This is a genomic window from Streptomyces sp. CNT360, from assembly GCF_000424785.1.
In genome coordinates this window covers 45043-60741 of sequence record NZ_KE384248.1, presented here as the reverse complement: position 1 = coordinate 60741, position 15699 = coordinate 45043, and the positions used below count along the sequence as shown (strand labels likewise).

Sequence of the window (15699 nt, the reverse complement as noted above, 5' to 3'; positions counted from 1 at the left end):
CCCCCACCCGGCCGCTCCTGACCACCAGAACCCCCCGACGGCCGCGGCTCCGGAATCCCATACGGATTCGCCTGCGGCCCACCCAACCGTTGGCCCGGCAACTCGAACGGATCCGAACCACCCGAACGCCCCGGAGGCTGCTCCGTCGCGGACGACGACCCACCACCCCCCTGCTTCGGCAGCGGAGTCCCGTGCGGATTCGCCTGCGGCCCGCCCAACCGTTGGCCGGGCGAGTCGAACGGGTCGGAGCGGGTGGGTGCCGGCGCTTCGGGGCCGCTGTCGGAGCGGGCGGGCCCTCCGGCGGGGGTGTGGCGGGTGACGGTGGGGCTGTTGCCGCTCCGGTCGCCGCCCGGCCCGCCGCGACCGGTCGGGGGCGTGACGGACTCACCTGCGGCGTTGTCGTGGCGCTGCGGCGGGGTGGGCCGGGTTGCGCCGGGGGCACGTCCTCCCCCGGGTGCGGGTTCCGGGGTGCTGTCGTTGGGACCCGGCCGGCTCGCGGTCGGCACGGGCCGCCCGGCGCCGGGGCGCTGCCCGACGGGGGGCCCGGAGTTGTTCTTGCCGGCGGGGGTCGGTCCGCCGGGCCTGGGTGCCGGCGCGGGGGTGCCGGGGGGCGCGGTGGAGTTGACGGCTGAACCCTCGCCCTTCGGTGCGGGGTTGGGTGCGCCGAGGTCGCCGGGGCGTCCGGCACCGGGGCCGCTGCTCGTGGGGTGCCCCTCGGTGGCGGAGACGCCGCCCCGCTCCGGGGTGAGGGGGCCGGGTGTGCGCCCGCCGGGCCCGTTGTCCAGCCCGCCGGGGCCGTTGTTCGTGCGGTCGCCTCCGGGCATCTTCGGCGGCGGACCCACCTTGCCGCCGCTGCCGCCCGGAGAGGGGTTGCCGCTCTGCTGGGCCCCCGGCTTCCCGGTGGCCGGCGGCGGGGATCCGGCCTTGGGCCCGCTGCCCCACGGTCCGCCGGGGCGGTTGCCGTGCGGCCACGCGGCGAGGCCGCCGCCCAGGCCACCGAGCAGACCGCCCAGGCCCACGCTCCATGCCTCGGCGCCCCAGTCGACGTGGTAGTCGGTGCCGGCGATGGCGGCACCGGCCTCTCCGACGGCGACGTCGATGCCGAGCGTGCCGGCGGCCCCGGCGACGGCGCCGCCCGCGACGTTGACGGCGGTGGTGGCGACGGAACCGAGTCGGGCGGCCAGCCGGGCGATGACGGGGATCAGCCTGCTGAGGATGGTGCCGATGGTGGCCAGGAGGGGGCCGAGCAGTGGACCGATGGCCATGAAGACGATGCCGGCGAGGAAGCCGAGGATGTTGGCCCACATGGCGGCGTTGAGTTGCTTGGCGTACTCGTCGGCGGCTGCCTTCAGTTCGTCGCCGTACCGGTTGATCGTCTGGCCGATGGTCCAGGCGGTCTCGGCGGCGTCGTCGATGGTGGGGCCGACGGCTTCGGACCAGGCGAGACCGGCTTCCTTGCCGCCGGCCCCGGTCATGCCGAGCCCTGAGACGTGGCCGTCGACGGCGACGCGGCGTTCGTGGATCTCGTCGCCGAGAGTGATCCAGGCGTTGCCGAGGTCGTAGATCGCGTCGAGGCTGATGCTGCCGAGTACGGACTCCGCGTCCTCCATGGTGGCCTGTCCTCCTCAGCTGTGCTCGGATGCGGTCTGCCGGTCGGGCGCCGGAACGGTGGTCTCTCCGGCGGCTGTGCCGGGGTGGCTCTCGTGCACCGGCGGCTCCGTCGAGGGAGCGCTGTCGTCGGCGCCCGGCGCTCCGGGGCCCGTGTCCGCGCCCGTGCGCCCTGACGTGTCGGTCTCGTCGAGGGCGAGCTGGACGAGTGTGGGCTCGTGCCGCCTGCGGACCAGCAGGGCGCGGCCCGGCGGGCGGCGGTGGGCACGGTGTTCGCCGAGGAGCGCGCCTTCCCTGTGTTCCCCGGAGAGCAGCAGGCCGTCGGTGCCGATCTCCTTGAGCCTGCTCAGCAGCGGGTCGGAGAGCAGGGCGCGGCCGGCGCCGCCCGCCCGGCGGGCCAGCACGAGGTGGAAGCCCAGTTCCTCGGCCTGGGGGATGAACTCGGCGAGCTGCGCGAGGGGGCCGCGTCCCATGCTGCCGGCTGCCAGGTCGTAGTCGTCGGCCACGACGTACAGTTCGGGCCCCTGCCACCAGTCGCGCTGGGCGAGCTGGCTTGCGGTGACGTCGGCCGGGGGGATGCGCTCGCGCAGGGTGGCGGCGAGGGCTTGGGCCTGTCCGGCGACGAGTTCGGCATCGCCGCCGCGGGCGCCGAGGTACTCCTCGGGCACGGTGTCCAGCAGGCTGTGCCGGTAGTCGACGACCATGAAGCGCAGGTCGCGGGCGGAGTGCCGGTCGGCCATGCCGCGCATCCAGGCGCGCAGGAAGGCGGTCTTGCCGGAGCCGGAGTCGCCGAAGACGACGAAGTGCGGTGCGTCCGCCGTCAGGTCGAGGCCCACGGGGCGCAGATCGGATTCGCGTATGCCGATGGGGACCTCGTCGGCGCCGATGGCGGGGCCATGGCCTTCCCAGCGTTCGGCGGGTGAGGGTGCCGCGGCCGTGGCCAGCTCGCGCACGGTGACGCGTTCGGGCAGGACGCGCAGCGCCGGGGCGGCGGGCTTGTGCCAGGCCTTGGTGATGCGCGCGACGAGCTGCGCCTCGGCCTCGGCGAGACCGTCCACGCCGTCGGTGCCGTCGAGGCGCGGCAGCGCGATGTGGTGGACGAGGTTGGGTGAGCACAGTCCGCGGCCGGGGACGGTGGCGCCCAGTGCGCGGGCGGCGGGGCGGTTGATCTCGGACTCCGAGGGGTCGTTGAGGTGCAGTTCGAGGCGGCCGGGAAGGTTGTCGCGGAGGTTGACCCGGATCTCGGCCCAGCGGTTGGCGGTCAACAGCAGGTGCACGCCGACGCCCAGACCGCGGGTGGCGATGTCGGTGAGGGTCTGCACGGCGGCGTCGTCCGCGGCGTTGAGCGCTGCCCAGTTGTCGACGACGAGGACGACGTCAGCGGCGCGTACCCCGTCGGGCAGGTCACCTTCGGTGCGGCGGCGGCGCAGCTCCGCGGCGGAGGGGATGCGCAGTTCGCGGAACATCTGTTCGCGCGCGGTGACCAGCCTGCTGACCTCGGCCAGCACGCGCCGCACCCGCTCCTCGTCGCGGCGTCCCGCGATCCCGGCGACGTGCGGGGCGTCGGCCAGCCCGTGCAGGGTGCCGCCGCCCATGTCGACGCAGTAGAACTGGATCTGCTCGGGGGTGTGGGTGAGCATCGCGCTGAGCATGGCGGTGCGCAAGAAGGTGCTCTTGCCGCTCTGCGGGGCGCCGACGAGGGCGAGGTGGCCCTGCCGCTCCGTCAGGTCGAGGACGAGGGGCCGCTGCTCCTGGCGGGAGGGTACGTCGATGACGCCGACGGGGAACTTCAGCTCACCGGCGAAGGGCCACTGTCCGCAGCGCAGGCCGAGGCCGGTCTCCTCCTCGGCCTCGCCGATCAGGGGGTCGAGCCCGAAGTGGGCAGGCAGCGGCGGCAGCCACACCTGGTGGCCAGGGGCGTCCTTGTCGACGAGCCGTTCGACGGCCAGTTGCAGTTCGGTGGCGCCGCCCTCGGGGTCCCAGTCCCACGGGGAGGTGTCCGTCTCGATGGCGGCCAGCGGGGGCAGGTCCCCGTGGACCGCGTAGGGCACGGGCTCCAGCGAGGCGGCCGAGCCGTCGGCCTGCTCGCGGTAGGGAGCGGACACGTGGGCGACGCGGAAGCGCTCGTAGACGGACTCGTCGACCTTGAGGTAGGCGGAGCCGGGGATGGCGGGCAGGGTGTAGGCGTCGGAGGTGCCCAGGACGGCGCGGCTCTCGGCCGCGCTGAAGGTGCGCAGGCAGATCCGGTAGGACAGGTGGGACTCCAGGCCGCGCAGCCTGCCCTCCTCCAGCCGCTGGGTGGCCAGCAGCAGGTGCATGCCCAGCGAGCGGCCGACGCGGCCGATCTGGACGAACAGGTCGATGAAGTCGGGCCGCTGGGAGAGCAGCTCGCCGAACTCGTCGACGACGACGACCAGGTAGGGCAGCGGCTCCAGCGGGTCGCCCTTGGTGTCGGTGCCGCCGGCGGCCTGCTTGAGCTGGTACTCGCGCACGGAGTCGACGTTGCCCGCCTCACGCAGCAGGCGCTGCCTGCGCTGCTGTTCGCCGTGGAGAGCGGCGCGCATCCGGTCGACGAGGGCGAGGTCGTCGGCGAGGTTGGTGATCAGTCCCGAGACGTGCGGCAGCTCGGTGACCCCGGCGAAGGTGGCACCGCCCTTGAAGTCGACCAGGACGAAGGCCAGGTGGTCCGGGGAGTGGACGAGCGCCATGCCGGTGACCAGCGTGCGCAGCAGTTCGCTCTTGCCGGAGCCGGTCGCGCCCACGACGAGGCCGTGCGGGCCGATGCCGCCCTGTGCGGACTCCTTGAGGTCCATGGTGAGCGGTTCGCCGGTGCCGGTGACGCCGATCGGGACGCGCAGCAGGTTCTTGTCGTCGGGTCCGCGCCGGGCGCGGGTGGGGTCGAGGGTGGCGACATCGGGGATGCCGAGCATGCCGGTCAGGGAGACGTGCTCGGAAAGCACCTGTTCCCGCTCCCCCGACAGGCGCAGCGGCGCCAGCGCACGAGCGGCCTGCTCCCGCACGGCGGGCCGCACCTCGTCGGCGACGGCTTTGTCCACCTCCGCGTGCAGGCCCGCGGCGCGCCCCTGGAGGGTGAGCTCGCCGCGGGCGTCGACCCGGGCGCGCACGTCGACCCGGCCCGGCTCGGAGCCCTCTTCCTCCACGAGGCACACCACGTGCAGGCCGAGTTCGGGCCCGGCCTCGGTGAGCAGGTCGGCGAGCAGGGCGGAGCGGGCCCAGGGGGCCTCGGGGTCGTAGTCGTCGAGGAAGACCACCAGGTGCCGACGGGGCCCGGCGTCGCGCTGGGTGACGATGCGGCTGTTGCGCTCGGCGCGTTCGGCAGTCGCCTGGTCGAGGGTGGCCTGGAGGTGGTCCGCGAGGCCGCCGAGGTCGGCGGAGACGAGGGGGACGACCTCCTGCTCACGGTGGCGTGCCTCCTCGTCGGGCAGCTGGGCGTGCGGCAGCCATTTCGTCCAGTCCCAGGCGGCGTCGGAGCCGGTGACCACGGCGATCCGCACGTCGTCGGGGGCGTGGAGCACCGCGAGCTGGAGCAACAGGGCCTGGGCCGTCTCCCGGATGCGGGGGCGCGGCCCCAGCAGGCTGATCACCCCGGCGGAGCGCAGGTCGACCCAGGCGGCCTGGTTCTCGACGGTTCCCTGGGTGCGGACGACTTCGCCGGCCGCGTGCCGGGCCTCGGTGTCCAGCTCGACGGTCGGGTCGTTCTGCTGGGGCATGCTGAGCGCGTGGGCGAGCGGCACGGTGCCGGTGCCCAGCCGCAGGTGCAGGAAGTCGACGTCCTGCGGGCGGCGTTCCCACACCCGCCGGCGGCGGGTGGCGACGGCCCACAGCCGGTCGGGGTGCGGATGGCGCCAGGCGTCGGCCAGCCGCTGGGCCGCAGCGGTGCGCAGCGCCTGCTTGCGGATGCCCGCCAGGTACTCCAGGTAGCGCTCGCGCTGGCGGTACTGGTTGCGCCGCCGGCTGCCGCGCAGCTGCATGCGGACCCCGATGGTGATGCCCACCGACACCACGACGAAGGCGATGCCGAGCAGAATCATCCACGCGCGGCCGTAGGCGACCATGTACGCGGCCATGCTGATGCTGCTGAGCAGCGGCAGGAGCAGCATCAGCCAGCCCGCCGCGCCCTGCGGCTGCGGGCGCTGCGGCGGGGTGGCCAGCGTGGTCCTGCCCTCCGGCATCGGCGGGGGCGTCATCCGGACGGGGCGGTGGAAGGGGATGCGACTCAAGGTGGCTGCCTCAGTGGGGACTTCGGGGAGGGGCCGCGTTCTGGGGGCGCTGCGGCCTAGTCGGGGAAGGTCATGGTGACGGCGGTCTTGTTGGTGTCGGTGACCGCGTCGGGCGGGGTGTCCTTGGGCTCCTTGTCCTCGCCCTCGCCGGAGGGGGCGGTCAGGTCGTTGCGGAACTTCTTGAACAGCTCCGCGACACCCTCGTCGGCCTTGGCGAAGTTGCCGGCCGCCATCTGGACGCCGCCGGCGAGCGTCGGGAGTACGCCCTTCTGCGGGTCCTCCTCGGTACCGAACAGGTCGGTGATGACGCGCAGCCAGTCCTGGGAGACCTCGTCGGCGTCGGTGGCGGCCTCGCCCTGCCAGGCCAGATGGAGGCCGTCCAGCTGGGTCCTGATGGCGGCGAGGCTGTCGGAGACCTCGTTGGACAGGTTGGTCAGGGTGGTGGACAGCGCCTTCATACCGGAGGGCGAGACGTCGATGACGGAGGCGTCGTAGTCGGTTCCGCTCGGTTCGGCCATGGGTCATCGCTCCTTGGTGGGGCCGCCCGCACGCAGGTGCTGTCGGGAGGAACGGCGGCGCGAGGATACGGATTTACAGGATTTATGCTGACGTACATGGGCAGGAGTGAGAGACCTGCCCGAGTGGGCGCCCGAGCGTGCCGCCGCGGCGGACGCGGCCCGGCGGGCGAGGCGCGGAGCGAGCGCGGAGGAGATGCGGTGACCGACCCGATCACGTCGCAGTACGACACGACGCCCCTGCCCGAAGGGGGTCAGGACGAGGGGCCCGGCCCCGACAACGGCAAGGACCTCGGCGGCCTCGTCCCCGTCGACAAGGTCGCCTGGGAGCAGCCGCCGTCCTTCAACGACGACCCGAAGGACATCTACCCCTCCCAGGGCGACGGTCCGCCGGACGAGGAGGCCGACGCCGAGCACGCGGTGGACATGCGCATCGACCTGCCCACCGTGCGTACCGCCGAGACGTCCATGCTCACCGAGGCGCGGACGGCCGTCTCGGAGTACGAGGAGGTGCGCAAGAAGGTCGACGCCGTCAAGGGCACCGTCTTCGGGCAGGGCACCACGACCAAGGAACTGGTCTACGACGGCCCGAACCCCGGCAAGATCGTGGAGCACCCCAACCCGTTCGCTGATGCGGGCGAGCAGTTCGCCGCCGAGATGAACCCCGCGATGGAGCGGGCGCTGCTCCAGATCGGTACCTCGCTGGAGAAGCTGGGCGAGTACATCGCGCTGATCAACCACTCCGGGCAGGTGTACGCGCAGACCGACCGGGAGTCCCGCTTCCCGGACCCGCCCGCGGGCAAGTGAGCGTCGAGAGGCGGCGGTCGGGCGACGCGGGGCCGCCGTCCGCTCAGACATCGCGCTGTCCACCGTTCAGCGGGTTCGGCACACCGTCCCCGATGTTGGAGAAGTTGGCGGCCTCCGCGTCGTGGTAGTTCCAGTAGGAAGTCTGCATGCGGGTGAGGATGTCGTCCAGCATGTCGGACAGGCCGTGCTGCGTGCGGTGGAACCACGACTTGACGTCGTCGAACGACTGGTAGGACGGGCTGGCCCAGTGGGTCGCGAGCCCGTTCATCCTGGTGTCGATGTCCCCCATCGTGTCCTTGATGGAGTCGGCCTGCCGCTGGACGACGTCGATGGCGTCCTTCAGTGCCTTGAGATCCGCGAGGAACTGCTCAAGAGTCGGGTCCGCCGCCACGAGATGGCCACCTGCCTTTCGCCCGTCGAGTCGTGTCGTCCTCCTGCCCGGTGGTTCGCGCGGCGCGCCGGGCCCGTCCCGCGCCGGGAGACGCCCGCGCTCACGGGGCGCCGCCGGACGCGACCTCGCCGGGCCGGACGTGCCCGGGTGGGACGTCCTCGGGCAGCAGCGTGGTGAGGACCGCCGCATCGGCCGCGTCGAGGTCGAGCGCTGCCAGGTCGAGTTCGGCGACGCGTTGGGCGTGCCGCTCGGTCATCACCTGGAACACCTGGCGTGCGCTGCGGCCGTTGCCGAACCGGTCACCGCGCGGCAGCGTCTCGAAGTGGTCGTGCAGGGCACCGACCGTCTCCGGCGCGCACATGTACTGGTGCTGGTCGGCCTGGTGCTGGACGATGCGCACCAGTTCCTGCGAGGTGTAGTCGTCGAAGTGCAGGGTGCGGGTGAACCGTGAGGCGAGGCCCGCGTTGGACTCCAGCAGCCTGGCCATCTCTCCGGGGTAGCCGGCGACGATGACGACGACCTCGTCACGGTGGTCCTCCATGAGCTTCACCAGCGTGGCGACGGCCTCCGCACCGAAGTCGGTGAGCTGCCCCTCCGGCACCAGGGAGTACGCCTCGTCGATGAACAGGACGCCGCCCAGGGCGCGTTTGAAGACAGCGGTGGTCTTCGGCGCGGTGTGTCCCACGTACTCCCCCACCAGGTCGCCGCGCTGTGCCTCCACCAGGTGGCCGCGGGAGAGCAGGCCGAGCGCGGCGAGGAAGCCGCCGTAGAGGCGGGCGACGGTCGTCTTGCCCGTGCCGGGGTTGCCGGCGAAGACCAGGTGCCTGCTCAGCGGGGGCGGCGAGAGCCCGGCGTCCTGTCGGACCTTGACCATCTGCATCAGCTTCGTGAGGGTGACCACCTCGCGCTTGACCCCGTCCAGCCCGACCAGGTCGTCGAGTGCGCTATGGAGTTCGGCCAGCTTCGCCTCGGCCTGCGGCGGTTCCGCACCGCCCTGACCGGCCGCCCTCCCTCCGGCCCCGGGCCCTTGCCCGGCGGCGGCGACCGCTGTCGCTTCCCGCGCGGACCCCGCCGTCCCCGCGGCCCCCGGACCGACGGCGGCCAGGTCCGGCAGGTGGGGTTCGGTGACGTTCTCCACGCGGCAGTCCTCGGCGCGCACGTCGGCTTCCTCGTCGCACAGCAGGTCCCGCTCGGTCCCGGTCACGGTGCAGCGGCGCAGCAACGGCCGCGAGCGGGCGCCCGCGTAGACGGCGGGGAAGCGGCTGTCCTCGAAGCGGCAGTCCTCGAAGCGGCCCCGGCCGTCCTCCTCCAGGAAGAGCCCGTTCTTGGCCGGGGCCTCCACGACCGTGCCCCGCACCCGGGGGCTCGCCTCGGCCCGTACGACGATGCCGCTGCCCTCGGTCCGGCGCAGGGCACAGTCCTCGACGACGGCCGTGCTGCCCTGGTCCAGCAGCAGCCCGGTGCCGCCGGCGCCGGTGACGGTCACGTTCTCCAGCTGGCCGCCGGTCCCGGGCCCGACGTGCACGCCGGTGCCGCTCACCTCGGCCATCTCGCAGCCCACGAGCAGCGGCCGGTGCGTGGTGCGCAGTCGTACGCCGTCGTGGCAGCCGCTGATGCGGCAGTCCCGCAGCGCGGCGTCGCCCCCCTCCACGCAGACCCCGGCCAGCTCGGCCTCCCGCACCTGGCAGTCCTCCGCGACCAGTTCGGCGCGCTCGGTCACGCGCAGCCCGTACTCGGGCGTGCCCGTCACCGCGCACTCGTGGGCCCGCACGCGGGCGCCGCCGCCGAGGTGGACCGCGGTGTAGGGGGTGTCGCGCACGGTGCACGCGGTCAGCGTGACGTCGGCGTCCCCCACCGCGTACACGCCGTTGGCCCCGGTGCGGGCGAAAGTGCTTCCACGGGCGGTGACGGTTCCGCTGCCGCCGGCCACCAGAGCGGTGTCCTCGCAGTCGACCGCGCGCACCTCCGACAGGTCGGCCGCGGCCTCGGCCGTCACCAGGACGGCCGCTCCCGCGGTGTGGTGCAGGTGGCAGTCCTGGAGCAGCACCGCGCTTTCGCCCTCGGCCAGGACCCCCGCTCCGGCGGTACGGAAGATCTCGCAGTCGCGCAGCCGCACCCCGTGGGCGTCGCCGCCCGGCCGCGCGCGGGCCGACTGGGACCGCGCGCCGTGCTCCGGTGCTGTGGCGCCGGGCGCCGAGGCGGCCGGATCGGGGACGGTGCGCCGGCCGGCCGTCCCGCGCAGCCACACGCCCTGGCCCCGCGTCTCGTACAGCCGGCATGCGCGCAGTGCGGCGCTCGCGTGTCCCTCCGCGAACACGGCGGCTCCCGCGCTGGCCCGTATCTCGCAGCGGGTCAGCGTCGCGTGGGCGCCGGCCGCCAGCACGACGCCGTGTCCCGCGGCGTCGTCGACGTGGGCGTCGGTCACCTCGGCTCTGGCGTCGTCGTCGATCACCAGGCCGTCCCCGGCGCCGGCGGCGACCATCAGGTTCTCCAGGACGGTGCGGCTGGTGCCCGAGAGCCGCACCCCCGCCCCCTCGGCTCGGCGGACGGCGCAGCCGGTGAGCAGCGGCGCGGCGCTCCCGGCGACCTCGACCCGGCCGTCGATCACCTCGCAGTCCCGCAGCACCGGCTCACCGGCCCGCAGCAGTACGGCGGCCTCTCGTGGCGCGGCGGCAGCGATGACGAAGCCGCGCAGCTCCGCTCGCCCGCCGTGCACGGTGACGGCGGGGCCCCGGGTGGCCACCAGTTTCACCTCGCCCTTGGCCACCAGGCTGACGTCCTTGTCGAGGACCAGGCTCTCGGTGTACGTACCGGACTGGACGGTGATGACGGCACCCGGCTTGGCACCCCGCACCGCCGCGCCGATGGTGCGGTGGGCGCCCCAACTGCCGGGCGCGACCCGCTGCGTGGCGGCGATCATGTCCGGCTCCGCCTGCGGGCCGCCGGTCCGTGCGGCGCGGCGTCGGCCCGCCGGGCGGTCACAGGCCGCCGCCCAAGTTGGCCAACCAGCCGAACAGGCCGAACACCCCGGCGGCGAGGGGCACGGTCGCCACGGCGAGGAACCCGGCGAGGGCGGAGGGCCACGAGGGGCGCTCCCGTTCGAGGGGTCGCAAGGCGGCGCCGAACGCGAGCACGAGGCCGGTGGCGACCAGGACGACACCGGCACCGAAGGCGGCCAGCGGCCCGGCCAGGTGCGAGTCGGCGATGTAGCTGGGCAGTCGGACGGCGAGCGCCAGCAGTCCCACCACCCCGGCGGCCAACTGGGGCACCACAGCGGTCAGCAGTCGCACGGACCCGGCCTGGAAGAGCAGCCCCACACTGACGCAGCCGGCCAGAGCGAGGCCGCAGGCGCCGCGGGAGGCGCTCAGGGTGAGCAGGGAGCCGGCCAGCAGGGCCGACACCACGAGGGCGAAGAAGGTGAGGAGCCGGTTGCCGCGGCGTACGACGGCGGCCACCTCCGCGCCGTCGAGCGCGGCGCTGCCGGTGTCCTGACCGCCCGGTACCAGCACGGCGATCTGGCTGGTGAGGCGCGGCAGCAGACCTGCCAGCAGATACAGGACGGTGGCCACCACGGCAGCCGCTCCGGTCACCGAGGAACCCAGCACGGTCAGCGGCACGGCGACCACGGCGACGGCCACCGTGATCAGCTGGAGGACCACGGTGGAGACGGAGGGCAACGCGACGAGCCCGGCCAGCGCGCCGAGCGCCGCCGTCACGCAGACCAGCACGGGGGTCGTCACCGGCCCGTGCAGCGGTGCCCCCAGCCCCGCACACGCCAGCAGCGGGCAGGCGGCCAGCGCCAGCACCTGCCGCATCGCCGTGGGCACCGGCCAGTTCTTGCGCGCCGCGAACCAGGCGAGCAGCGCCGAGCACAGCCCGGCCAGGGCGAAGAACCCGACGGCGATCCCCGCCGTTCGGTGCGCGGCGAGCCAGGCGGCCGGGGCGACCGTCACCAGCAGCCCCGCGCCGAGAACCGTCTGGGCACGGTGGCGGGCGTTCCACAGACCGCTGTCCTCACGGGCGTCGGCGACCTGCTCGTCGAGGTCGGTGACGGTCAGGTCCGTGAGCTCCCCCTCGCGGTGGTCGCACAGGTAGAGGACGGCTCCGTCGAGCACACCGGCCGAGGCCAGCGAGTCCGCAGGGGTCAGTGGGTCGGCTCCCGCCTGGGCCAGCGACCACACCGGCGGCATGGCCTCGGACTCCTGCTTGCCGCACAGGACCGCGAGCCGGGGTACGAACTCGGCGATGGGAGCCTGCGCGGGAAGCGCGAGATCGACGCGCCTGCGCTCGCCGACCACAGTGACCCGGCAACGTTCATCGGGCACGGGGGTTTTCCTTCGGGTTCAGCAGGGTCAGTGGCGCCAGGTCGACATGTTCGACCACTCGGCGTCGCTGTAGTTGTTCCAGTTGACGTGCATCGCGTGGGCGATACGGCCGAGCACACCGTCGGGGCCGAAGAGCCCGTTGGCCGCCAGGTCCCACTCGTTCTGCATGTCCTGGTAGTAGGTGGCCGCCTGGCTCTCACGCCAGGCGTCGGCCAGCGGCGCCAGTTGGGACTTCAGCGCCTGGAGTTCGTCGGAGATCTCCCCGGCCCTGGCGTTGAGCCAGCCACCGGCAGCGCCGAGACCCTCACCGACGTAGATGGGCGTTCCGTCGATGTTGGACATCACATGCTCCTCGTCGGCTCGGTCAGGAGAAGTTGGTGCCCGAGGGCGGGGTGGGCAGATCCTCACCCAGCGCGGCCAGGTTGTTGAGGTTCTGCTGCTCGGAGTCCTTGTAGTTGACGTAGTTGCCCTGCAGGCCCTTGGAGATCCCCTCCAGGGCGTCGTTGAGCATCCGGGCGTAGATGTCGTACTCGGCCATCAGCGTCTGGAACTGGTTGTGGGCGATGCCCTGCCAGCTGGCCTCCAGACTGGTCACGTACGTCTTCAGCTCCGTCAGCTGGCCGGCGATCTCCGCCGCCGTCGTGGCGGTGTTGGAGGATGCGTTGGCCAGGTATTCGGGAGTCACCCGGTACGTCACGCCGCCGACGCTGACCGAGGGTTGTTCAGCCATGGTGTACAGCGCCCCTCTCACTCGATGCGCCCAGCAGTCAACCACCGGTGACGGTATGACGACGCCACCGCGACCCCCGTGTGAGCACCTTCTGAGCATAACCTGAGCGTCTGCGCACGCCAGAGGTGGGCAGAGCGGGCGGCAGCGCCGCCGAACGCTACTGGTCGAGCCGCGCGGTGGTGAGCGTCTCGATCCGGTCGAGGACGGTGTCGAGAGCCGCTTTCACAGGAGCGGTGTCCCGACGCAGCTGGGTCAAGAGGATGCCGCCTTGAAGGGCGGACAGCAGGGCGAGTGCCAGCTCCTCCGGGTCGGCTTCGAGGCGCAGCTCCCCGCGCTCGTGCATGCTGGTGAGCCCGCTGCGCAGCGCGCTCTCCCAGCGGGTGAACCCGGCCGCCAGCTGGGCGCGTGCGGAGTCCCCGTCCTCGGCCAGTTCACCTGCGAGCGATCCGAGTGGACATCCGCCCGCGCAGCCGCGTGAGCGCTGCAACTCCACGACGTGGTCGCGCCAGGAGCGCAGGGCCGCCATCGAGTCCAACTGCCCCAGCACCGGCTGCTGGGCCTGGAGGACGAGGTCGGTGGCGTGCCCGATGACCGCCTGTACGAGCGCGGGTTTGTCCTCGAAGTAGTGGTAGATCTGCGACGCGCTGACGCCCGCGGCCTCACGTACGTCGTCGGTACGCGTACCGGCCACGCTCTTCTCGATCATCAACCGCGCGGCAGCGTCGACGATGCGGGCGCGGGTGGCCTGCCCCTTGGGGGTGAGCCGCGCGGGCCCGCGGCCCCGGGCAGCTGAGTCGTCGGCGCGGGCGTGCATGGCCCAACCGTATCGGGGGCGGCCGCCAGGGGCCCAACAGGTCTCCTGTCATTGGCACTTCGCTCCGGGCACGCACAGACTGGAAACACCACTCCAGAAAGGGTGCGACATGACCGGCCGGACCTACGCAGAGCAGGTGTCCGAGCTCCACACGCGCACCGGCGAGCACACTCCCCAAGAGCAACGTCCCGCCCTCCAGGTGCTCCGCGCCGAGCAGGAACGGCTCGACACCGAGGGCGTACCGGCCGGTACCGCCGAACCGGGGGCCGCGCTGCCCGACGGCGCTCTTCTCGACCCGGCGGGCTCCCCCAACACGTTGGCCGCGGCGTGCGGCGGCCGGCCCGCCGTGGTGGTGCTCTACCGTGGCGCCTGGTGCCCGCACTGCAACCTGGCGCTCCGCACGTACCAGCGGGACCTGCTGCCCGAACTCACCTCCCGCGGAGTGGAGCTGGTCGCCGTCAGCCCGCAGCGGCCGGACGGATCGCTGACCGTCCGGGAGGCCAACGAGCTCAGCTTCACCGTCCTGTCCGACCCCGGCAACCAGATCGGCCGCGCGCTCGGCGTCATGAACACCTGGTCCACGCAGGCACGGCAGGCAGCGACCGCCGTCGTCGGGGATGTGGCGGCGACCAACAGCGACGGCACCGACGACGTGCCCATGCCCACCGTCGTGCTGGCCGATGCGCGGGGCGTCATCCGCTGGCTCGACGTCCACCCGGACTACTCACGTCGTACCGAGCCCGCCGACATCCTGAAGGCGCTCGAACTGTTGACTTGAGACGGCGCCCCCGTGCGCGGGGAGGCGGACAGGCCGTCCGCCGCCGCCCGGGCCCGGGTGCTCGCCCGGCCCACCCCGGCCTGCTTCGCCTCGCTCGCGAACGCCGGGCCCAGGGCGCTCTCGGATGCGCACGGGGGGGGCGGCGGTGAGCTGCGTGCGGTCGAACAGCAGCGGTCCCGGACGGTGCAGTGCGTCGTCCTTTTCGTGCGCGCACCAGCCAATCACGCGCCGTAAGGACCAGGAGAGGCACTCCTACGCCCACCTCGACCGCCCCGCTACGCCTCCGGCATCCCCTCGAACCAGGTCGGACCGTCCTCCATGGCCTGCTTGATGCGGAAGAGCGCGTACTCCCGGAGGGGCGGGAGCGCGTCCAGTGCGAACCAGCCCACTTCCAGTGACTCGTCGTCGTTGACGCGGGCGTCGTCACTGACCGCGCGGCAGCGGAAGGTGATGTCCATGAACTGGCAGACATCACCGTTCGGGTAGGTGACGGGCTTCTGGCGACCGCACACGAGGACGACCCGCTCCGGAACGCAGCGCACGTTGGTCTCCTCCTGGACCTCCCGCACGGCGCAGTCCGCGGGCTGTTCGCCGGGCTCGGGGATGCCGCCGATGACGGACCACGTGCCGGTGTCGGCACGCCGGCCGAGCAGCACACGGCCCTCGCTGTCGAAGACGACGGCGCTGACTCCGGGCAGGTAGAGCAGTTGGTGCCCCGCCGAACGACGCAGGTCGCGGATGAAGTCGGGTGTGGCCATGCACCGACCCTACGTCGCGGCCCACCCGCGGGCACGCCGTCCCGGCACCCGCTGAGCGGTGGCGGCGAGCACCCGGCCGCCCGCCGGAGTCACCCGGCCCGGCGGGTCAGGCCCGCAGCGCGGCGAGACGGGTGCGGATGTGCTGGACGGCGGCTTCGGCGTCATCCACGGTGACGGTGAAGACCCGGCCGTCACCCAGACGCAGGACGAGTCCCTCGCCACGGCGGATCACCACGCCGGTGCCCATGCCGGGACGCCAGCGGTAGCCCCAGCCTCCCCAGTGCCGTGGGGTGACGCTGGGCGCGTGGTCGGCCTCGACCACGTCGCGCAGGGGAATCCTGCGGCGCGGCACACCCGCGTGTCCGCAGCGCACCTCCAGGGTGTCGTCCTCGACCCTGACCTCGACGTGCACGAACGCGAGCGTGCCGAAGAGGATCAGCAGGCCGACGGCGACGCAGCCGACGACCGACATGACCAGCGGCACCAGGCCGCCGGACCAGCTCTGGTCGACCGCGAGCTCGATGCCGAGCGCGAGACAGCCCGCGCCGAGCGCCGCGAGGGCCCACTGGAGGCGGCTGGTGGCGCGCCCGCTCCAGCCCTCGGTTCCGGGCGCCGGCGCGGCGTCCGCGGCGGGGACACGGTGGGTGACGAGGTGGTCGGCGTGTTCGCGGGGCCCGGTGCCGGGCTCGGCGGATGGCACGCCGTCGCGGGGCAGGTCCGTCATGTTCGGCA

12 protein-coding genes and 1 pseudogene are annotated in these 15699 nt (G+C 73.3%); 2 read left to right on the top strand and 11 right to left on the bottom strand.

Features of this window, described 5'->3' with window-relative positions; all coding sequences use genetic code 11:
* From H297_RS39875 to H297_RS0132855, 3 genes and pseudogenes are all read right to left on the bottom strand, one after another.
* Nucleotides 1-1610: pseudogene (locus H297_RS39875) on the bottom strand (hypothetical protein); the annotation flags it as partial.
* 15 nt (nucleotides 1611-1625) lie between these two features.
* Nucleotides 1626-5849 carry a type VII secretion protein EccCa gene (gene eccCa / locus H297_RS39870; RefSeq protein WP_078515005.1) on the bottom strand — a complete coding sequence of 1408 codons (4224 nt, stop codon included), beginning with the start codon at nucleotides 5847-5849 and terminating at the stop codon, nucleotides 1626-1628.
* 56 nt (nucleotides 5850-5905) lie between these two features.
* Nucleotides 5906-6367 (bottom strand): WXG100 family type VII secretion target, encoded by a 462-nt coding sequence (locus H297_RS0132855; protein WP_027740496.1) that lies wholly within the window; start codon nucleotides 6365-6367, stop codon nucleotides 5906-5908.
* Between the two features lie 198 nt (nucleotides 6368-6565).
* On the opposite strand from H297_RS0132855, the gene H297_RS40670 reads away from it, so the two are divergent.
* Nucleotides 6566-7171 (top strand): hypothetical protein, encoded by a 606-nt coding sequence (locus H297_RS40670; protein WP_051352392.1) that lies wholly within the window; start codon nucleotides 6566-6568, stop codon nucleotides 7169-7171.
* Nucleotides 7172-7214: 43 nt separating this feature from the next.
* Here H297_RS40670 and H297_RS0132845 read toward each other — a convergent pair whose 3' ends face one another.
* The 6 genes from H297_RS0132845 to H297_RS0132820 form a co-directional block, all read right to left on the bottom strand.
* Nucleotides 7215-7562: a hypothetical protein gene (locus tag H297_RS0132845; protein ID WP_027740495.1), complete on the bottom strand. Its 348-nt coding sequence runs from the start codon at nucleotides 7560-7562 to the stop codon at nucleotides 7215-7217.
* 100 nt (nucleotides 7563-7662) lie between these two features.
* Entirely contained in the window at nucleotides 7663-10482 is a 2820-nt protein-coding gene (locus H297_RS39860) for a right-handed parallel beta-helix repeat-containing protein (RefSeq protein WP_051352391.1), read from the bottom strand.
* Nucleotides 10483-10540: 58 nt separating this feature from the next.
* Nucleotides 10541-11887 (bottom strand): EsaB/YukD family protein, encoded by a 1347-nt coding sequence (locus tag H297_RS0132835; protein ID WP_078515003.1) that lies wholly within the window; start codon nucleotides 11885-11887, stop codon nucleotides 10541-10543.
* Between the two features lie 27 nt (nucleotides 11888-11914).
* Entirely contained in the window at nucleotides 11915-12229 is a 315-nt protein-coding gene (locus H297_RS0132830) for a WXG100 family type VII secretion target (RefSeq protein ID WP_027740493.1), read from the bottom strand.
* Nucleotides 12230-12251: 22 nt separating this feature from the next.
* Nucleotides 12252-12617: a WXG100 family type VII secretion target gene (locus tag H297_RS0132825; RefSeq protein ID WP_037795917.1), complete on the bottom strand. Its 366-nt coding sequence runs from the start codon at nucleotides 12615-12617 to the stop codon at nucleotides 12252-12254.
* A 157-nt stretch (nucleotides 12618-12774) separates the two neighbouring features.
* Nucleotides 12775-13431, bottom strand: coding sequence for a TetR/AcrR family transcriptional regulator (locus H297_RS0132820; RefSeq protein ID WP_027740491.1), 657 nt, complete (start codon nucleotides 13429-13431; stop codon nucleotides 12775-12777).
* Between the two features lie 136 nt (nucleotides 13432-13567).
* Between H297_RS0132820 and H297_RS0132815 the strand changes: the two genes are divergently transcribed.
* Nucleotides 13568-14209 (top strand): peroxiredoxin-like family protein, encoded by a 642-nt coding sequence (locus H297_RS0132815; RefSeq protein WP_486589775.1) that lies wholly within the window; start codon nucleotides 13568-13570, stop codon nucleotides 14207-14209.
* Between the two features lie 275 nt (nucleotides 14210-14484).
* Here the strand turns inward: H297_RS0132815 and H297_RS0132805 are convergent, their stop codons facing one another.
* Together H297_RS0132805 and H297_RS0132800 are read right to left on the bottom strand one after the other, a co-directional pair.
* A complete protein-coding gene (locus H297_RS0132805; protein ID WP_027740488.1) occupies nucleotides 14485-14967 on the bottom strand; it encodes an NUDIX hydrolase in 483 nt (160 codons plus the stop codon).
* A 106-nt stretch (nucleotides 14968-15073) separates the two neighbouring features.
* Nucleotides 15074-15691, bottom strand: coding sequence for a hypothetical protein (locus H297_RS0132800; protein WP_027740487.1), 618 nt, complete (start codon nucleotides 15689-15691; stop codon nucleotides 15074-15076).
* Nucleotides 15692-15699 lie beyond the last annotated feature (8 nt).

What these genes read in the sequence shown, in the direction of transcription:
- H297_RS0132855 (WP_027740496.1), bottom strand. Translation starts at nt 6,367, where the DNA reads ATGGCCGAACCGAGCGGAACCGACTACGACGCCTCCGTCATCGACGTC.
- H297_RS39860 (WP_051352391.1), bottom strand. Translation starts at nt 10,482, where the DNA reads ATGATCGCCGCCACGCAGCGGGTCGCGCCCGGCAGTTGGGGCGCCCAC.
- H297_RS0132800 (WP_027740487.1), bottom strand. Translation starts at nt 15,691, where the DNA reads ATGACGGACCTGCCCCGCGACGGCGTGCCATCCGCCGAGCCCGGCACC.
- H297_RS0132825 (WP_037795917.1), bottom strand. Translation starts at nt 12,617, where the DNA reads ATGGCTGAACAACCCTCGGTCAGCGTCGGCGGCGTGACGTACCGGGTG.
- H297_RS0132830 (WP_027740493.1), bottom strand. Translation starts at nt 12,229, where the DNA reads ATGTCCAACATCGACGGAACGCCCATCTACGTCGGTGAGGGTCTCGGC.
- H297_RS0132820 (WP_027740491.1), bottom strand. Translation starts at nt 13,431, where the DNA reads ATGCACGCCCGCGCCGACGACTCAGCTGCCCGGGGCCGCGGGCCCGCG.
- H297_RS0132805 (WP_027740488.1), bottom strand. Translation starts at nt 14,967, where the DNA reads ATGGCCACACCCGACTTCATCCGCGACCTGCGTCGTTCGGCGGGGCAC.